Below are 17160 nucleotides of genomic sequence, written 5' to 3'. Positions count from 1 at the left end.
CGGGTGTTGCTACTGGGCGTGGGTTGCGGTCTAGAGGTCGGCTGTCGTCACCCGGGAGGACTGATAGGTAGTAGTGGCCTGGGGAATCCCCGGCACGGTGGATACGCTCTTGACCAGCATGCCGGTCTTGGCGTCGATGGTCAGCACCTCGCCGCCCTCGCCGCCGAATACCTCGGGGCCGGCGGTGATCGTCAGCGTGGCCTTGCCGTCGGTGGTCGAGTTCTCGACGCCGACCGCGGCGATGGTCGACAGCAGACGCAGCACACCGGCCCGGACCTGCGTGTTGCCGTCGCCGGCGGACAGCGCTTCGGTGCTGTACGTCCACAGGGCGTTGTCGAAGTGCCGCTGGACAGCCTTCGGGCTGTACGGCGTCGGCTTGGCGTTGCCACCCTTCTGCTTGATGATCACCTGGGCGGCCGCCTGCTCCTTGTCCCACTCCGCCTTCTGCGCCGCGGGGTCCAGGCCGACCAGCTGGTCCCCAGCCGCCTTCAGCATCTGAGTCCGGCCGTCGGCCGGGCTGCTGTCCGCCGCTGCGACGGCCGCCTTGAGCAGTGGAGCGTAGCCACTGGCCCTCATCTGGTCCTGGTGACGGGTGATCGCCCGCTTGACGTCCTGCACGCTGTTGCCCGAATAGATGGCCCGACTGTCGGTGTACAGCGTGTAGACGACCTGCATGGTCTTGGTGCCGTTGACCTGGGTCGCTTTGACCAGCCACGCGTCGCCCGACGAGGGGGTGGCCGTCTTGATGGACCCGGCCAGAACCATCAGCGGCGCACGGTCCGCGGACCCGTCGGCGCTAGCCGGATTCGAGACGGCTGCCGACGTGTCCTTACCGGCCACCACGTCCCCGGACGCCGACGAGTGGAGCACCACAGCGACCACCGCCGCCGCGGCGGCAACCCCGACCCCGGCGCCGATGCCGAGCCGGCCCGCGATACCGAGCCCTCGGCGGCGCCGAATCGCCGGGCTGCTTTCCTGGTCCCGCGTGTCTGTCGTCGTTTCCATGGTTGAAGTCGTCTCCATTGTCGTTTCCTCCGCTGATATGTCGCGCAGTAACCGCACGGTTCCGGGGTCGGCCATCGCCGCCCGCAGCACCGCCCGCGCCCGCTGATACGCCTCCGGACGCAGTGGTTCTGCGCTGCCCAACTCACCGACCAGATCGAGCTCGTCGGTCATCGGTGTCTCTCCTTCGCGCTGTTGCGATCCTTCAGAAGCGCGGACACTCCGGGCGCCTCGCGCAGAGCCGTTCTGGCCTGGCTCAGCAGCCGACGCGCGGTGCCGGCCGGTATGCCGAGCGCCCGGGCGGCGTCGGCCGCGGTCAGGTCCTCCCAGGCGACGAGCCGCAGGACCTCCCGCTCCTGCGGTTTGAGCCGCATCAAGGCCGAACGCAGCGCTGTCCGGGCGTCCATCCCGAGGTCCACCGCTGACCACGGATCCTCTCCAGAAGCCAGGTCCGGCACGTCCGCGACCAGGTCCTCGGCCGGCCGGGACCGCAAGTAGCGGCGCAACCGGTTCATCGCCACCCCGTACAGCCACGGCCGCGCGCCGTCGTACGACCGGTCGTACGACCGCCGCGACTCGAACGCCGCCACCCAGACCTCGCCCAACAGGTCCTCGGCCGCATCACGCCCCACCCGCCGAGCGAGGTACGAACCGACGGCGACCTCATGACGCTCGACCACCTCCACGAAGGCGTCGACATCGCCGTCCAGCGACCGGCCAATCAAATCCGCATCCGAAGCCATGGCCCTCCTCGGCAATTTCGCGCTTCCAACCTGTTACTTGCCAATCGGCTCGCAAAGCGTTCAGACTTCAACACGCCAAGATCCACTGCCCTCGTTCGCGGGCTCCGGCCCGGTCTCGGCGGACCGCAGCTCGCCGAGTTCGGCGATCAGCTCCGCCGGAAGGTCGAGGGGCCCGCCGGCTGCGCGCAGCACCACGGTGGCCCCGCCGGACACCACGAATTCGCCATCGAGCAATGCCGTCTGCTCGTACGCGAAAGAGGTGCGACCGATCCGGCAATGAGCTCTGGGCACGGCGCTGCGACGGCATCGGTTCGGCTACGTCCTAGCGGTTGCCTGCTCGCACGGAGCACCGACCGGCCTCGGTGTTCACCGCGCTGATCAGATCGCCGCAGGCGCGCCGGACCGGGCGTGGCAACGGCTGTCCGCCGGCGACGGTGCGAAACGCCACCGCTACCAAGACTGGGCGTTCGTCAGCCTGGCCCTGGCCGCTCCAGGATGTTCCCGGTGTCGAGCAGGTCTGCCATGTCTCGAGTCTGTGCTCGCTCGTCGAGAGCAGTCAGGCAAAGACCGATCGGGCACTGCTCATCCCGGTACAGCTCATCCGAGGATGAGCGCGGCGCCGGGCCGGGCCGCCGGACGACGGGCGGCCCGGCCCGGCCCGAATCTCAGGCCCGGCCGGATGACAGGGCTTTCGCGCAGGCCTTGTCGGTGGCGGGCAAAGCTCCGGTGGTGAGATAGGAAGTGAGGGCGCCGATCGCGCAGGCGTTCGGCTTCGGATGGATCAGCACGCCATGGCCGCCGGCGTCGACGGTGACCAGAACGGCATCCGAGCCCATCGCCCGGCGCATGCCGTAGGCCCCGCCCAGCGGGGTGGACGGGTCCCGTTCGTTCTGCAGAATCAGCACGTTACGCCGGCCGATCGGCTCGACCGTCGGCTCCGGTCCGGCCGGCTGCACGGCCCACGCCGAGCAGGGCGCGACGTTCGCGGGAGCACCGGCGGTCAGCGGGAACGTGGCCCGGTCGGCCGCGACGTTGCGGGCGTACGTCCCGACCTTGCGGGGCCAGGCCTTGTCGCCGCAGCTGTACGCCCACCCGACCGAGAGGAGGTTGTCCTGCGGGACATTCGGCAGCGTGCCGCTGGCGACCAGACCGTTGGCCAGGCCGGCCAGGAACGCACGATCGGCGGCGGTGGCGTGTCCCGCGGCGACAGCACCGGCAGCGCCCCAGAGCTGAGCCATCTGCGGGATTGGCGCTTCCTCGGTGGCGATGAGGGCGGCGTCGCTGTATGACAGCAGCCACGTGAACAGCCGGACGAAGTTGCCGTTGATTGGAGCTCGGGTCTCCGCCAGCATGACTGGGTGGCGGTCGAGCCGGGCCATCAGCGCCAGATAGTTCTTCCGCACCTCTCGTACGGTGTTGCCAAGACGTACGGAGCCGGCGTTGGCGACGCCGAAGGCGGCGAGGTCGGGCCAGCGGTCCTCCATCGCGCCGCTGAAAGTCTGGAAATCGGCGTAGCCGCGGACATTCGGATCGACCGAGCTGTCGATCACCATCCGGTCGACGGTGCGCGGGAACAGCGCCCGATAGAGCGAGCCGAGGTACGTACCCCAGGAGAGGCCGTAGTAGGAAACCGTGCGCTCACCAAGGGCCCGGCGGATCTGGTCCATGTCGCGGGCGACGTTCGCGGTGGTGATGTGTTTGAGCAGGTCACCGGAGTTCGCGGCGCACTGCTTGGCCATCCGCCTCGCGAACGACACGTTCGTGCCGATCGAGCCGTCGGCGGCGGGGAACGAAAGAAGTGACAGCTGTAAGTCACGGATCAGCTCTTCGGCACCGCGGCCGCAGCTCATCGGCGTGCTGTAGCCGATACCGCGCGGGTCGAAGGCCACCAGGTCATAGCTGTCACGCACCTCGGCGGGCAACAGGGTGCCGAATGCGGTCGGCACGTCGAGGTTGGCGCTGGGGCCCCCGCCGTTGAGCATCAGGACGCCTTTGCGCTTCGCTGGGTCGGCTGCCGGGATGCGCGACACCTCCACCGAGATCGCCCGGCCGTGGGGGTGGCGGTAGTCGAGCGGCACCTGCAGCGTTGCGCACTGCTGTGGAGCCGGCGCATCGGTGGGACAGGTACCCCACTGCAGCTTGGACACCACTGATCCAGTGGTCCGCGTCGTGGCCTCGGCCGGAAGCGACGACGCCGGCACACCGACGAACCGGTCCCGGGAGACCAGCGCGTCCACACTGCTCTGGACAGGGGAGGTGTCGGAGTGGGCCGCCGGCGCGGCGACGAGGCCGGCGCCGACGGTCACCAGGGCCGCCAGGATGCGGGGAAGGACACGGGACATCGCGATCTCCTGTCGGAAGGATTCAACACCGTGAAGTCTTCCGGCATCAGAAATGGTGTTCCCACGACACAGTCAAGCCGAGCGGCAGCATTCGACTCCGTTCCAGTACCAGGGTGGCATCGACGTCGAACACCCTTTCTGCCGCTGGGCCAACGTCCCCGAACGGCCGGCCACTGGTGGCCGGTCGTTCCTGAGGGTCAGCGCAGGCCGACCCCTACACCGGTGAAATGGAGGCCCTGCCGGAGCAGGGCTGCCCCGGGACCGGCCAGCCACTGCTCAAAGGTCAGCAGGAACGGGAACTGGGCGCGTAGCGTTTCCTGGTCGGCCTGCCCCGCCAGGCGGCCGGAGTCGACAAGCATGACCGAGTCGGCGAGAGCCCTCGACTGTGCCAGCAGTGTTGCCGGGAAACGGCTGTAGCTGATCGGCTTGCCCACTGCCCGGGTCAGATGGCCGGCCAGGTCGTTGCCGGTCAGCTGGTCGCCGGCGATCTCCAAGGTCAGGCCGAGGTAGCGGTCCGGGTCGGCGAAGATCGCGGCGACGATCCGGCCGATGTCGTGAACCGCGATGAACTGCATGCTCTGGCCAGGACGCATAAGGAACGACAGCTGTCCCTGGTCCAAGCCCATCCCGGGCAGGACCAAGGTGTCCATGAAACTGGCCGGGCGGACGACGGTTGCGGGAAGACCCAGACCGCGCAGATGAGCCTCGATCCGGATCTTGGTATCGAAGTGCGGAACGCCGGTGAGGGTGGCGCCCGCGGCGACCGTCGAGGTGTAGACGAAGTGGGCGACTCCGCTCTGCTCGGCGGCCTCGGCGACGCTGGTCGCGAAACGGATCTCGTCCTCGTCGGTCAGGTCGGCGCCGGCCTGACCCGAACTGGGCTGGACGCTGAAGACGCCGTGGGCGCCGGAGAACGCGGCACGCAGCGACTGCGGATCGCGCAGGTCGCCTCGTACGATGTCGACTCCCATGGCGGCGAGAGCCTGCGCCCGGTCCCCGACCGGATTCCGGACCACAGCGCGTACCGTCCGGCCTTGAGCCCGCAGTGCCGCGGACACGGCGCCGCCCTGTTGGCCGGTGGCGCCCAGGACGACGATCGTCTTGTCGGTATCGCTCATGCCGGGAACCGTAACGAAGCACCCCGTCCGTTTAGCTAAACTGAGAACGATGACGGAGCAAGTGAGAGAGGCGATGCGCTCGGACGCCCGCGACAACCGTGAGCGCATCCTCGCCGTCGCGCGCGGCGCTTTCGCAGCCGAGGGGCTGGATGTCCCGATTCGGGAGATCGCCCGCCGCGCCGAGGTCGGAGCCGCCACCATCTACCGGCATTTCCCGACCAAGAAGGCATTGCTCGATGAGGCCTTCGCGGAGCGGGCAGCATCCTGCGCTGCGATCGTCCGGCAGGGTCAGGCCGTCGACGACCCTTGGGCCGGTCTCCGCCAAGTCGTCGAGCAGCTGATGGCCCTGCACGCGCTCGACCGGGGATTCGCCCGGGCCTTCACCTCGGCGCTGTCCGCACCGGCCGAGCTGGCGGCCGAGCGCGATCAGACGGTGCGCGAGCTGCTGAGCCTGGTGCGGCGGGCCAAGGAGGCCGGTTCCCTACGTAAAGACTTCGAGCTCGAGGACATCACTCTCGCGCTCATGGCCAACGAGGGAATCCGCGCCGACACTCCGCAGCAGCGCGTAGCCGCCTCGCGCCGTTTCGCAGCGCTCATGCTGCAGTCTTTTCAGACCGACCCGGTCCGTCGGCCCCTTCCCCAGCCGTCCGGCTGCCTTCCCCGGGTTAGTCCCCCTCAACGGCGCGCCCGATCACGTCAGGAGTCAAGCACGGCGCTCGTCCAGCCGATTACCGCCGTCCACGACCAGCACCTGGCCGGTGATGTAGCCGGCCTTCGGCGAGACCAGAAAAGCGACCGCCGCCGCCACCTCGTCGGGCCTTCCGGGCCGACCGACCGGCGTCGCGGCGCCGGCCCGCAGTTCCGCCGGCGGGCTGGACGCGGTCGCGATCCAGCCCGGGGCGACGCTGTTGACGGTAACCCCGTACGGGCCTGCCTCCAGCGCCCACGTCCGGGTGAGACCGTCCATGCCGGCCTTCGCCGCGGCGTACGCGGACTGGCCGGGCACACTGACGAACGGGCCCGTGACCGAGGAGATGTTCACGACCCGACCGTGGCCGCGCCCGATCATCCCGGGCATGACCAGGCGGGTGACGTTGAAGCAGGTGGTCAGTGTGATGGCGAGCTGACGGTCGAACCCGTCCGGGTCGAGCTCGCCAAGCACGGCGGACTCGCCGGCGTACCCTGTCTGCACCATGCCGGCGTTGTTGACCAGGACGTCCAGCTCCCCCACCGCCGCGTGGACGTCGTCGATCAGCCGGCGCGCTTGATCCCGCTCGCGCAGATCGGCGACGAATCCGACCGTGCCGGCGCCGAGTTCCGCTGCGCGTTCGTGCACCCGGCTGGTGGTCGCGGTGATCGCCACGCGCAAGCCCGCCCCCACAAGCTCCGTCGCGATCGCAAAGCCGATGCCCTCGGGGCTACCGACGCCCGTCACCAACGCCACGGATACCCGCTCGTCGTGTGCCATCGCCATCATCCTCCTACTCAGCGACCGCAGCTCAGAGCTTCTCGGGCGGCGCCATCCGGTAGACGAACTCGCCCAGCCCGGACTGGGCGATCCCGAACAGGACACCGGCCAGACTCTCCTGGGTCGAGGCCGCGGTCAGCTGGCCCAGACGGACCGCTTCGTAGCCCGCCTCGTGACTGAGTCGCTCGACCACGTCCTTCGCTTCATCGTCGCCGGACCACAGGTTGCTCGGCCAGACCCGGGCATCGAGGACCCGGTCGAACAACGACGCGAAGTTGGCATTGAACGCCTTGGCCGTCGGCCCGCCGGTCACCGACCTGACGTACTCGGCGTTCGAGGCGAACCCGGCCGGGGGCCTGGTGTCGCCATAGAGGTTCGTGGCGTCAAGCACCGTCTTGCCTTTGAGCCCGACGACCGATGCCAGAGCCGCCTCCACAGCGTCCCCGGGCACGGCGAGCAGCACCACCTCTGAAGCGCCGGCGTCACCACCGCCACGCCCGAGCCGGGTCACGTAATGCTCGCTGCGCTCCCACCGGTCGGCCAGTCCGCCCCCGAGAGTGCCTCGTCCGATCACCGTGATGTTCATGTTTCCCCCTTGTGAGCCGGTGCGGCGCCTGTTGTGAGCGGAACCGTCACCCGTACTGGGGTGATCTGACAGCCTGTTGTAGGAACATGGTCAAGCTCTGAACGCCGCTGATGTGTGACTGTGCGAGCGCCGTCACAGTCACACGGTGCTCACACTCTTGGGTCGAACCGGTACAGGTGGCTCTCACCCCAGCCGGCAACCCCGCCGTCGAGGTGTCTCGCTATCAGATGCAGGACGTGTGCGCGGTGACGGCGGTCGGCTGCCGATCGGCCTCCGCCAGGACCGCGGCCAGCTCCGCCGGGCGGGACAGGAAGGCGGAGTGAGAGCTGTCCAGCGTGACCACCGCCGTCGCCGTGACGGAAACGGCGTCGATGTCGCGGACCATGCGGCGCTGCAGGGCCTCCGGGATGGCATTGTCCTTGGTGCAGACGACGTACGAGTGCGGGACCGCACCGAAGCGGTCCCGGGTCACCGGCACCTTCTCTGCGGCGAACTGCGCGGGCGCGTCGTTGCTGAGCAAGGCGATGGCCGCCTCGGCCTCCGACGCGGCGACGTCGCCGTAGAACAACTCCAAGATCTCATCTCGGAGGGCAGGGTTCGCCGGGTCGAGACGCAACGCGCCCACCATCGCCGGGTCAGCGACCAGCACCCGGTCGAAGGTGTGGTAGCTCGCGGCGAGCTCGCCGACGGACGCGGCGACGGGGACGTACGCGCTGAGATAGACGAGGTGCGCGAACAGCTCGGGGGCGAGCTCGGCGGCGGCTGTCGCGATCACGCCCCCCAGGCTGTGCGCGACGACGACACCGGGCTCTCCGTTCCCGGCCAGCCGGATCCGGTCGACGAGTGCCTCGGCCGCATCGCGTACGCTCACGCCGGCAACCGGCGAGAGTTCGGTGGCCAGCACGGCCGGATCGAAGGGCCGCGCGGAGCGGCCGGCCGGCGGCCGGCCGTTCAGACCGTGCCCGGCGAGGTCCACCGCGATCGATGGTATGCCTCGGGCGGCCAGGTGGGGCGTGACTGGTGTCCAGCACCAACTGCCGTGCCACGCCCCGTGGACGAGAATCATCGGTCGCAAGCGGCCCACCCTGATTTCATGATCAACACAACACCCGAGTTCCGTCGGCTCAGACCGAGCATTCCGGCGTCGGTCTGGGCACAGTTCGAACTCCTCTGCCTTCTCGGCAAGCCGAAACTATGTACCCGCTACCGAGTCAAGCACGAAGCGGAGTACGCGAGCGGGATGTTGAAGTCCGGCTCCCGGCATTGACTGTGTTGCCAGCACACAGTTTCTGATGGTCCCGGAAGCCCTTCGACCTCGAGCCACGAGCTCAGCTCGAGGCTCGGACGACATCGCACCGAGGTAGACAGTGGACAACGTACGAACTCCCTTCACCGCTCTGGACGAACAGACCGCCGACAATCGGCGCTTCCTGTTGCAGCACCTGGAAGTGACCGCCCGCTTGCCGGCGATCCGCCGAGTCCGCCGAAGGGCGCAGGAGGCATGGGACCTCCACGATCCGGCCCGGCTGCTGGACGTGGGCTCGGGCACCGGTGAAGTGGTGCGCGAGCTTGCAGCACTGGTCGGCCCGACGGGCGAGGTGGTCGGCGTCGACAGCTCGCGGGCCGCCGTGGACTTCGCCCGCGAGCGCGCCGACACCGCGACGGTGCGATACGAGCAGGGCGACGCGCTGGCATTGCCGTACCCGGACGATTACTTCGACGGAGCCCGGTGCGAGCGCGTGCTCCAGCACGTCACGGATCCCGACGCCGCCATCGCCGAGATGGTACGGGTGTTGCGCCCCGGCGGTCGGCTGTGTCTGATCGACACCGACTGGGAATCCATGCTGTTCGACGGGACGCCACAGCTGAGCGAGGCGTACCGCATGCTCGCTCCGACGTTGCCGACCGCGACGTCAACCGGCCGCACTCTGCGCCGCCGACTGGTCACCACGGGCCTCGCCGACGTCCGGGCCGAGCCGGTCACCGTCGCGATGACCGACTACGCCGAGGCTGCCGCCCTGATGTCCGTCCTGGATCGCGCCGTACTGCAAGGCCCCCTCTTGAAATTGGGCGAGACAGCTGAGCCGTGGCTGGCGGAGGTGGACCGAGCCGTCACCGACGGCACGCTGCTCGCGGTGCTCACGATCTGGGTCGTCACCGGCACGAAGCCCGGGCCCGGCCAGGCTTGATCAACGGCGGTCACCGCTACGTGGCGTCATTTGATTCCCGCGATTTTGCCAAGAAGCGCGTCTGAAGTCCGGGTCGGCAGAAATTTTCCCATGGCGATGGCCGCGCGTGAATCGATGCCCACCACATAACGTCGCCGAGGATTTCCTGCGGTGAGTGCGCGCTCGATGACGGCCGCTACTTTGCCAGGGTCGCCGGCCCCCTCCTCCACTTTTCTGCTGAACCTGAGGAAGGCATCCATGGCGTCGCCGTACAGGCTCTGTGCCGCGTTCGAACGGTCAGCTGTCGCCACCTGCTCGGTCTTGTGCCGGTTACGGGACTTGAAGCTGCCCGGCACGATGACGACTACCGGCACGTTCCACGGCCGGAGTTCCCGGCGCAGCGCGTCGGAGACTGCTTCCACGGCGTACTTGGAAGCGCTGAACGCCCCCAGCATAGGAAAGACGACGCGGCCGCTGGTCGAACTCACCATGACTACACGGCCACGGTTCGCCCTGATTGCGGGCAGGAATGCCTGCGTCACTGCTACCAGCCCGACAACGTTAATTTCGAACTGCTCTCGCAACCGGTCGAGAGGAAATTCTTCGATGGGTCCGGCGAAGGTCACCCCGGCGTTGTTGACCAGCCCGTGAAGCTCATCGATACCCCGCGCCGCCGCAGCGACCTGCTCGGGGTCTGTGACATCGATGATGATCGGCCGGATCAGCGGGTGTTGTGGAGCGTGCGCCGTGTCGCGTACTCCGGCCAGGACGTGGTGTCCACGTTCGGCGAGCCGCAAAGCCGTCACTCGGCCGATGCCGCTGGAGGTTCCTGTAACGAGGTATCTCATGCCTGAGCTTTCTGCACTGGATCGTGTTTTCCGACGTCCGTCCGCTCTACGACGTACGACACGCAGCTTTGGTTCACCAGCGGGATTCCTCGAGACTGAGGTGGTCTCAACGACTTGCGGGCAGGTTTCGGTATTCGGAGTGGGTGAGGTGTCCGGCGCCGCCTTCGCGGCCGTCATGGTGGCCCTGTCGAGCCACGTAGCCGGAGGGCGGTCGGCTGCCGGTGCGTCCGCCGTCTCTGCCCCGCTCGTGCGGCAGCGTGCTCAACGCTGCCGGGTGTCCGTCCACCCGCCGTCGGTCATCGTCGCGGGCCGTAGTGGGGCTTCGGCCGTAATGAAGCTGTTGCGCGAACGTAATCGATGATCTTCATATTGCTTGGGATCGCTCCCATCGATACCTTTGCGAGGCCCCTGGTGCCATTGTCGCGTTTACGCGGGGCAGGACTCATCGCCGTGTGCGTGGTCCCGCTCGCTCTAGCCCCGGCAGCTCCGGCCGCCGCCTCGACGGTCGCCTCACCCGGCGCCGGACCGACGGCAACGGTCACTCTCCTCACCGGTGAGAAAGTGACCGTCACCATGACCGCCGACGGAGCTACCAGCCCTCAGGTGCGTGATGAGCAGGGCCGGCCCGTCGGCTTTCTCGCACAGCGCAAGGGCAAGGACACTTTCGTCTATCCCGACCCGGCCCTGCCGTACGTCTCGGCCGGTCTGCTCGACAAGCAGCTGTTCAACCTGACCGAGCTCGTCGAGGACGGCTACGACGACGCGCACAGCGACCGGCTCCCGCTGATCGTCCGCTACGCCGACAAGTCCGCTCGGGCCAAGGCCTCCGCGTCGCTGGACAGCGCCGAGAAGGTGCTCGACCTCGAGAGCATCCAGGGCGCCGCGCTCAAGGCCGAGCGGTCGGACGACTTCTGGACCTCGATCACCTCTACCAGCCGGAAGCGCGTCGCCGGCGCCGCGCCCGCCCTCGGCGGCGGCATCACGAAGATCTGGCTGGACGGCAAGTCGCAGGGTGCCCTCGCCGAGAGCACCGCTCAGATCGGCGCGCCGCAGGTGTGGGCCGGCGGCAACATCGGCGCCGGGGTCGACGTCGCGGTGCTCGACAGCGGCATCGACCCGGATCATCCCGACCTGGCCGATCGGATCGTCGCCACGAAGAACTTCGTTCCCGAGTTCCCGATCCTCGACCGGCTGGGCCACGGCACGCACGTCGCCTCGACCATCGCGGGTTCGGGCGCCGCGTCCGGCGGTGTCGAGAAGGGCGTCGCGCCCGGCGTCCGCCTGCACATCGGCAAGGTGCTCGGCGACAACAACTACGGCGAGAATTCCGGGATCATCGAGGGGATGGAGTGGGCGGCGCGCGATCAGCACGCCAAGATCATCAACCTGAGCCTGGGTGACAGTCCGACCGACGGCACCGACCCGATGAGCATCGCGGTCAACGAGCTCAGCGCCGAGACCGGGGCGCTCTTCGTCATCGCGGCCGGCAACCAGGGACGCGAGTACGGGATCGGCACGCCCGCTGCCGCGGACGCCGCCCTGAGCGTCGGCGCGGTCAACAACACTGACGCGCTCGCCGGCTTCTCGAGCATGGGCCCGCGCCTCGGCGACCGGGCGGTCAAGCCCGACCTCACCGCCCCCGGCACCGAGATCCTGGCCGCCCGCTCCCAGTACGCACAGGAGGGCGAGGGCTCCTACCTCGTCATGAGCGGCACCTCGATGGCGACACCGCACGTCGCCGGCGCCGCCGCGCTGCTGGCCGCCAAGCACCCCGAACTGAATGGAGAGCAGCTCAAGGAGCTGCTGACGAGCACCACCAAGCAACTGCCGGGAATGACCGCGTACGCGGGTGGCACCGGCCGTCTCGACGTCGCCGCGGCGGCGAAGGCAACCCTCTTCGGCTCCGGCAGCGTCAACTTCGGCTATGCCGAGTGGACCTCACCGGCGGTGAACGCCCCGGTCACACGGCCGGTTCGCTACACCAACCTCGGCGACGACCCGGTGACGCTCGATCTGTCGGCCTCCTTCAACGGTCTCCCGGCCGGGCAGTTGACGCTCTCGCAGCCGCAGCTCACCGTTCCGGCGCACGGCAACGCTGAGGTGAAGGTGACCGTCTCGTTCGACGGAATGCCTTTCGACCAGGCGTTCTCCGGCTTCCTGACCGCGACCGCGGGCTCGGTGACCATGCGTACGACCCTGTCGGTCGGGCAGGAGACCGAGCGGCACAAGCTCGTCGTGACGACCAAGGACCGCAGCGGAAAGCCCTTGGCCGGAACCCTCACGGTGATGGGGGCCAACGGCACCTACGAGTACGTCAGCGTCGACGCCACCGGCGCCGCGACCCTGCGTCTGCCGGTTGACACGTACGCCGCATGGTTCCGCGGTGACGTCGAAGGGGTGCACGGCCCCTACTCGAAGGGCGCCGTCCTCATGCCGGCGAACGGGCTCAAGCTTGACCGGGACCGGGCCGTGGTGTTCGACGCCGCCAAGGCCAGGCGTGTCCGGACCAGCACCCCCGAACGCGCCGAGGTGACCGAGGCGAGCTTCAGTTTCAGCCAACAGAGCCGGATCAGCGGCGGTAGCAACTGGTTCGTCGGGGCGGCACCGGACGCCTCCTACGACAGTGTCTGGGCCCTGCCCACCGGAAACACCGAGACGGACGGCTTCGCGTTCGGCACCCGCTGGCGTCTCACCCAGCCCGCCTTGGAGATCACCGGCTACGACGACCTGCGGGCGCAGCACGCCGCTCAACCCCTGCCGGCCGGCTCGTCGCACGTCGACGCCGTCCTCGCCGGTGACCGCGACGCCCGCGGCAAAGCCCTCGTGGTGCGACACGACACCGCGAAGAAGATCGAGGACGAGGCGGCGGCCGCGGCCGCCGCAGGCGCCCGCATGCTGGTGGTCGTCAACGACGGAGTCGGCCGGCTCGCCCCGTGGACGACCTCGGAATGGGGGCCCGTCGACCCGCCGCCGGTCACCGTGGTCACGCTCTCTCACGACCAGGGGAACCAGCTGATCAGCCGGATCCAGCGGGAACGGCGGGTCAAGCTCGACGTGACGTCGAACCCGGCCGCGAAGTACGTCTACGACCTGCAGCGCGACTACCATGGTGGTCTGCCGGCCGACCTGACCTACCGGACGGACAAGTCCAACCTGGCTCGCATCACGGCGTCCTACCGCAACTGGCGTTCGGACCGCGTCCTGCAAGCGCGCGGCAGTCGCGGCGCCGGCAACACCATGACGTCGCTCACGCCGGCGCCGGCCCCGGCACAGGGCGAGCGAACCGAATGGGTCACCGCGGGAATCCCCTGGTCCACCCAGGTCCTGATCCCCAACGTGATCAGCCAACAGTCGGAATGGAAGACCTATCGCGCCGGAGACAAGGCCGCGGAGACGTGGTTCAGCCCGGTGCAGCGGCCGCGCCTGGCCAGCATCTCGGACACGGTCGTCCGGCACAGCGGTGACGCGTTCCAGGCGTCCGTTCCCGGCTGGGGCGACTCCGGCGCCGCACACATGGGTGCCATGGCGTGGGGTACGGCTCAACAGTCGCTGCAGCTATATCAGGGCAAGGACCTGATCGCCCGCAGCGATGACGACAACGGCGGGCTCTATCTCACCCTCGCCCCGGAACGCCTGCCTTACCGGTTGGTGTCGGAGAACAGCCGCGGCGAGGTTGCCGGACCGTACTCGACGAGCACGCACACCGAGTGGGGCTTCACATCGGGTCCGGTCAAGTCCGGCCAGGACGAGAAGCCGGCGCTGATCCAGCTCGACTACGCGGTCAGGACCGACCCGGCCGGGAAGGCCGACCGGCACGCCGATCTGGACGTGACTCCGTCGACCCTGCCGGGGGTCGTGGGCGCCGGAACCATCCGAAAGGTCACGGTCGACGTCTCTTACGACGACGGCAAGACCTGGCAGCACACCGGCCTGCGGCAGCAGGGATACGCCTGGCGGGCCAAGCTCGACGCTCCGCACGAAGCAGCGTTCGTCACGCTGCGCACGACCGCCTCGGACAGTCGGGGCAACACCGTCGAACAACGCATCACCCGCGCCTTCGGCTTGAAGTGATTCCTCCGGGGGTGGGACCGCGACGCGGCCCCATCCCCGGCCTCAATGGCGATGCCTGCAATCTGGCGTCAGCTGGGAGGAAGCGGCTGCCTGCCGGCGGCCGCTGCCCGGTCGGCGATTCCCTCGGGAACGGGAGGGTATGCACCACGCATGACGCCAGTGAAGGTAGGCCTGTGCGGAGCCGGCATGGCGCTGACGTCCTACGCGCAACGCTTCCGGGTGCTGGAGACACAGCAGACGTTCTACGAGCCGCCCCGCGAGGCGACGCTACGGCGATGGCGGGCCGGCGTTCCCCCGGCGTTCGAGTTCACCGTCAAGGCGTGGCAGTTGATCACGCCATGAGGCGAAAGCTCCACGTACCGGCGGCTGCGCACATCGCTGAGCGCCGAGGAACGCGCCGAGGTCGGCGGTTTCCGGTGGACGCCCATCGTCGCGCGCGCCTGGGACACCACGCTCGAGTGCGCCGCGATCCCGCGAGCGACCGCGATCCTTCTCCGATGCCCGGCGAGCTTCCGGACGACCGAGCCCGCCATCGCGCGGTTGCGTGAGTTCATCGCCCGGGCGCGCCGGCCCGACGGCGTCCGGCTGGTGTGGGAGCCGCGCGGCCCCTGGCCGGACGACGTGGTCCGGGATCTGTGCGAGGAACTGGACCTGACCCACGCCGCCGACCCGTTCCTGCGCCCCAGCTTGACGCCGATGGCCTACTACCGCCTGCACGGCATCACCGGCGCCCGCCACGTGTACACGGACGCCGAGTTGGCGCAGCTCGCCGACACCGTCGGCACCGGCCCGGCGTACGTCATGTTCAACAACGTGCCCCGCGCCGCCGACGCCGGGCGGTTCAGCCAACTGGTTCAACCGGACGGGCGGCGCGTCCACCAAGCGTCCGCTGACCCTCGATAACTCGATGCGGGTGCCGTCCGGCCGCCGGCGCGGCCTTGCTGGGAGCCGCCTTCCCGGACGTCCTGGCGACCAACCCCGCCTTCGCCCGCCCAGGAACGGACGGGACCGGCCCGGTGAACGAGGCACTGCTGCACTTACTCGCGCAGAACACCACTTCGAACCGGCCTGAGCTGCGCCCACTTCGAAAAAGGGGCTCAGCCGGCTCCCGTCTGTTCGGTGGGATTCTCCATCGCCTCGCGGATCGCGTACCGGATCTGGAAGGCTCTTGCCTCGTTGCTGACCGTCAGCAGCGACGTCCTGGTTCCGCGGTAGACGCCCTCCAGGGTGTAATCCTTGCGATGTCGCCAGTACCACGCCCAGCCGGCGGCACCGATCACCGCCGCCACGAACACCAAGATCGCGAACGGCCGCCACCCATACTCGTAGGCGATCACGGGACTCCCGTAGAGCATCGAGACGACCACCGAGGCCACCGGGAAGAGGTACACGAACCAGTTCTCGTTCGTGACGATCGTGAGATGCCCGGGGTCGAGGTCGCGCAGCGCGTACGTGGGGCCCTTCGGCGGGCGGATCGTCAGGGTGGTCGCGGTGACCAGCGCGTCCGAGCCGCTGTAGTAGGTCCGCACCCGATCACCCGTCGCGCGTGCTGCTGTTGGCCAGCGCCCACACGTAGTACCACTTGTTCTCCCGCAGGACCGTGGTGCTGCCTTCGCTCATGGCGCTGACGAAGCCCCACACCCCACCGCTCGCGCCGAGGGCGGCGATGGCCGTGGCCAGCGCCGGGCCGTAGACGGCGAGCAGCACGGTGCCGGCCGCCCCGAGCACGGCGCCACTGGCGGAGAGGGCCCGTTTGCGCTGGGCCACGACCATCGCGGCGCGCATGGCCCGTACCTCTTCGTTGATCTTGAGACCGATCTTGAGCATCTCGCGTTCGGACTGGACGTCGTTGAGGGCGTCGTCGAGCCCGAGCAGGGTCAGCCGCAGGAAGTCGCGGAAGGCGGCGAACGAGCCGAACTCGTCGACGGTGATCTTGCTGAAGTCGCGCAGGCTCACGCCCTGCAGGAACGGCAGTTCGGTGTGCAGGACGGGCCGGACCAGCTTGCTCTTGATCGGATCGGCGCCGGACGCGTCCACCGCCCGGCCGTCCCTGATGAGGTAGTCGAGGGCCTTTTTGGTCTCCACGGCCGGCTCGCGTGAGTCGTGACGGACTCCCTCGACCGTCGTGTACTTGTTCAGTGAGTAGCTCGGCAGGTACCAGGTGAGCCCCGCCCTGAGCAGCGGCTCCGCGTCCAGGATCCAGGTGCCGAGCGCGCGCAGGTCGGGGCAGTGCATGCCGAAGGCGGTGTTCACGCTGTTGCGCCGCTCCAGATCCGGGCGGGACAGGGACTGCCCGGCGGCGATTCCCATGGCCAACTCCGCCGACGGGGCGGCGCCCAGAAACGGGATGTGGGAGTCCTCCAGATCGAGCGTCGTGTGCCGGGTCTGCACGCCGATCTCGTGGTAGCGCGCCGTGCGATCGTGGGCCAGCAGCAGGGTGTCGGCCACCAGGGTGGCGCGCCGGGTCAGGTCGGCGAAGCTGTGTGTGCTGTCCCCGGTCGAGAGACCGACGTAGTACCGGGACCGCGACAGCTCGTCGGAAAGCAGATCGCCGGGCCGCCCGAACAGGTGCTGACCGTACCGATGGGCCACGAACTCGGGAACAGCCCGGTCGCTTGCCTTCAGCCTGTCGAAGAACCGGCGCATGCTGTCGGCAACGACCACATCCTGAACAACCCTCTTACGGCGGAACATCAACCCAGGATATGGGTACGCCGGGCAGTCAGCATCGTCGACGTCCGGAAGGGGTCATGCCGGGTTTGCAACTCCAGTCTCGGCACCGCCGGACTTCGGGCGGTCGCTCAGATCCGCCAC

General features: G+C 68.8%; 15 protein-coding genes and 1 pseudogene. 5 read left to right on the top strand and 11 right to left on the bottom strand.

Features of this window, described 5'->3' with window-relative positions; all coding sequences use genetic code 11:
• Positions 1-30: 30 nt before the first annotated feature.
• The 5 genes from KXC43_RS40320 to KXC43_RS40300 form a co-directional block, all read right to left on the bottom strand.
• On the bottom strand, positions 31-1176 hold the full coding sequence (locus KXC43_RS40320) for a hypothetical protein (protein WP_221381525.1): 1146 nt from the start codon (positions 1174-1176) through the stop codon (positions 31-33).
• Entirely contained in the window at positions 1173-1745 is a 573-nt protein-coding gene (locus KXC43_RS40315) for an RNA polymerase sigma factor (RefSeq protein ID WP_221381524.1), read from the bottom strand. The genes KXC43_RS40320 and KXC43_RS40315 overlap by 4 nt, the downstream gene beginning before the upstream one ends.
• A 60-nt stretch (positions 1746-1805) precedes the next feature.
• Positions 1806-1979, bottom strand: a complete 174-nt coding sequence (locus KXC43_RS40310) for a hypothetical protein (RefSeq protein WP_221381523.1) — start codon at positions 1977-1979, stop codon at positions 1806-1808.
• A 431-nt stretch (positions 1980-2410) separates the two neighbouring features.
• Positions 2411-4087 (bottom strand): alpha/beta hydrolase, encoded by a 1677-nt coding sequence (locus tag KXC43_RS40305; protein WP_221381522.1) that lies wholly within the window; start codon positions 4085-4087, stop codon positions 2411-2413.
• Positions 4088-4284: 197 nt separating this feature from the next.
• Entirely contained in the window at positions 4285-5205 is a 921-nt protein-coding gene (locus KXC43_RS40300; RefSeq protein WP_221381521.1) for an NmrA/HSCARG family protein, read from the bottom strand.
• Here KXC43_RS40300 and KXC43_RS53635 point away from each other — a divergent pair.
• Positions 5204-5773 (top strand): annotated as a pseudogene (locus KXC43_RS53635) (TetR/AcrR family transcriptional regulator); the annotation flags it as partial. The gene KXC43_RS40300 and the pseudogene KXC43_RS53635 sit on opposite strands and share 2 nt — an antisense overlap.
• 135 nt (positions 5774-5908) lie before the next feature.
• Here the strand turns inward: KXC43_RS53635 and KXC43_RS40290 are convergent.
• From KXC43_RS40290 to KXC43_RS40280, 3 genes are all read right to left on the bottom strand, one after another.
• Positions 5909-6673, bottom strand: coding sequence for an SDR family NAD(P)-dependent oxidoreductase (locus KXC43_RS40290; RefSeq protein WP_255645665.1), 765 nt, complete (start codon positions 6671-6673; stop codon positions 5909-5911).
• A gap of 31 nt (positions 6674-6704) precedes the next feature.
• Positions 6705-7259 (bottom strand): NAD(P)-binding domain-containing protein, encoded by a 555-nt coding sequence (locus KXC43_RS40285; protein ID WP_221381520.1) that lies wholly within the window; start codon positions 7257-7259, stop codon positions 6705-6707.
• A gap of 223 nt (positions 7260-7482) precedes the next feature.
• Complete coding sequence (locus KXC43_RS40280) at positions 7483-8325, bottom strand: alpha/beta fold hydrolase (protein ID WP_255645677.1); 843 nt, start codon at positions 8323-8325, stop codon at positions 7483-7485.
• 301 nt (positions 8326-8626) lie between these two features.
• On the opposite strand from KXC43_RS40280, the gene KXC43_RS40275 reads away from it, so the two are divergent.
• Entirely contained in the window at positions 8627-9448 is an 822-nt protein-coding gene (locus KXC43_RS40275) for a methyltransferase domain-containing protein (RefSeq protein WP_221381518.1), read from the top strand.
• A 26-nt stretch (positions 9449-9474) separates the two neighbouring features.
• On the opposite strand, the gene KXC43_RS40270 is transcribed toward KXC43_RS40275, so the two are convergent.
• Positions 9475-10275, bottom strand: coding sequence for an SDR family oxidoreductase (locus KXC43_RS40270; protein ID WP_221381517.1), 801 nt, complete (start codon positions 10273-10275; stop codon positions 9475-9477).
• 573 nt (positions 10276-10848) lie between these two features.
• On the opposite strand from KXC43_RS40270, the gene KXC43_RS40265 reads away from it, so the two are divergent.
• The 3 genes from KXC43_RS40265 (at position 10849) to KXC43_RS53675 (ending at position 15249) form a co-directional block, all read left to right on the top strand.
• The gene (locus tag KXC43_RS40265) at positions 10849-14346 is read left to right on the top strand and encodes a S8 family peptidase (RefSeq protein WP_255645664.1); all 3498 of its coding nucleotides are present in this window, start codon (positions 10849-10851) and stop codon (positions 14344-14346) included.
• Positions 14347-14532: 186 nt separating this feature from the next.
• On the top strand, positions 14533-14688 hold the full coding sequence (locus KXC43_RS53680; RefSeq protein ID WP_221381515.1) for a DUF72 domain-containing protein: 156 nt from the start codon (positions 14533-14535) through the stop codon (positions 14686-14688).
• A 198-nt stretch (positions 14689-14886) separates the two neighbouring features.
• Positions 14887-15249, top strand: coding sequence for a DUF72 domain-containing protein (locus tag KXC43_RS53675; RefSeq protein WP_498370580.1), 363 nt, complete (start codon positions 14887-14889; stop codon positions 15247-15249).
• A gap of 194 nt (positions 15250-15443) precedes the next feature.
• On the opposite strand, the gene KXC43_RS40250 is transcribed toward KXC43_RS53675, so the two are convergent.
• Both KXC43_RS40250 and KXC43_RS40245 read right to left on the bottom strand, forming a co-directional pair.
• Positions 15444-15875 (bottom strand): DUF6232 family protein, encoded by a 432-nt coding sequence (locus KXC43_RS40250; RefSeq protein ID WP_221381514.1) that lies wholly within the window; start codon positions 15873-15875, stop codon positions 15444-15446.
• Positions 15876-15879: 4 nt separating this feature from the next.
• Positions 15880-17040: a hypothetical protein gene (locus KXC43_RS40245; RefSeq protein WP_221381513.1), complete on the bottom strand. Its 1161-nt coding sequence runs from the start codon at positions 17038-17040 to the stop codon at positions 15880-15882.
• Positions 17041-17160 lie beyond the last annotated feature (120 nt).

This window comes from Paractinoplanes polyasparticus (assembly GCF_019710575.1).
GTDB lineage: Bacteria > Actinomycetota > Actinomycetes > Mycobacteriales > Micromonosporaceae > Actinoplanes > Actinoplanes polyasparticus.
Note: the sequence above shows the minus strand (reverse complement) of the source record. Positions and strands in the feature narration are given on the sequence as shown.

Coding starts and splice junctions, on each gene's coding strand:
- KXC43_RS40280 (WP_255645677.1), bottom strand. CDS start 8,325: ATGATTCTCGTCCACGGGGCGTGGCACGGCAGTTGGTGCTGGACACCA.
- KXC43_RS40300 (WP_221381521.1), bottom strand. CDS start 5,205: ATGAGCGATACCGACAAGACGATCGTCGTCCTGGGCGCCACCGGCCAA.
- KXC43_RS40270 (WP_221381517.1), bottom strand. CDS start 10,275: ATGAGATACCTCGTTACAGGAACCTCCAGCGGCATCGGCCGAGTGACG.
- KXC43_RS40245 (WP_221381513.1), bottom strand. CDS start 17,040: ATGTTCCGCCGTAAGAGGGTTGTTCAGGATGTGGTCGTTGCCGACAGC.
- KXC43_RS40285 (WP_221381520.1), bottom strand. CDS start 7,259: ATGAACATCACGGTGATCGGACGAGGCACTCTCGGGGGCGGACTGGCC.
- KXC43_RS53680 (WP_221381515.1), top strand. CDS start 14,533: ATGGCGCTGACGTCCTACGCGCAACGCTTCCGGGTGCTGGAGACACAG.
- KXC43_RS40265 (WP_255645664.1), top strand. CDS start 10,849: ATGACCGCCGACGGAGCTACCAGCCCTCAGGTGCGTGATGAGCAGGGC.
- KXC43_RS40315 (WP_221381524.1), bottom strand. CDS start 1,745: ATGGCTTCGGATGCGGATTTGATTGGCCGGTCGCTGGACGGCGATGTC.
- KXC43_RS40320 (WP_221381525.1), bottom strand. CDS start 1,176: ATGACCGACGAGCTCGATCTGGTCGGTGAGTTGGGCAGCGCAGAACCA.
- KXC43_RS40305 (WP_221381522.1), bottom strand. CDS start 4,087: ATGTCCCGTGTCCTTCCCCGCATCCTGGCGGCCCTGGTGACCGTCGGC.
- KXC43_RS40290 (WP_255645665.1), bottom strand. CDS start 6,673: ATGGCACACGACGAGCGGGTATCCGTGGCGTTGGTGACGGGCGTCGGT.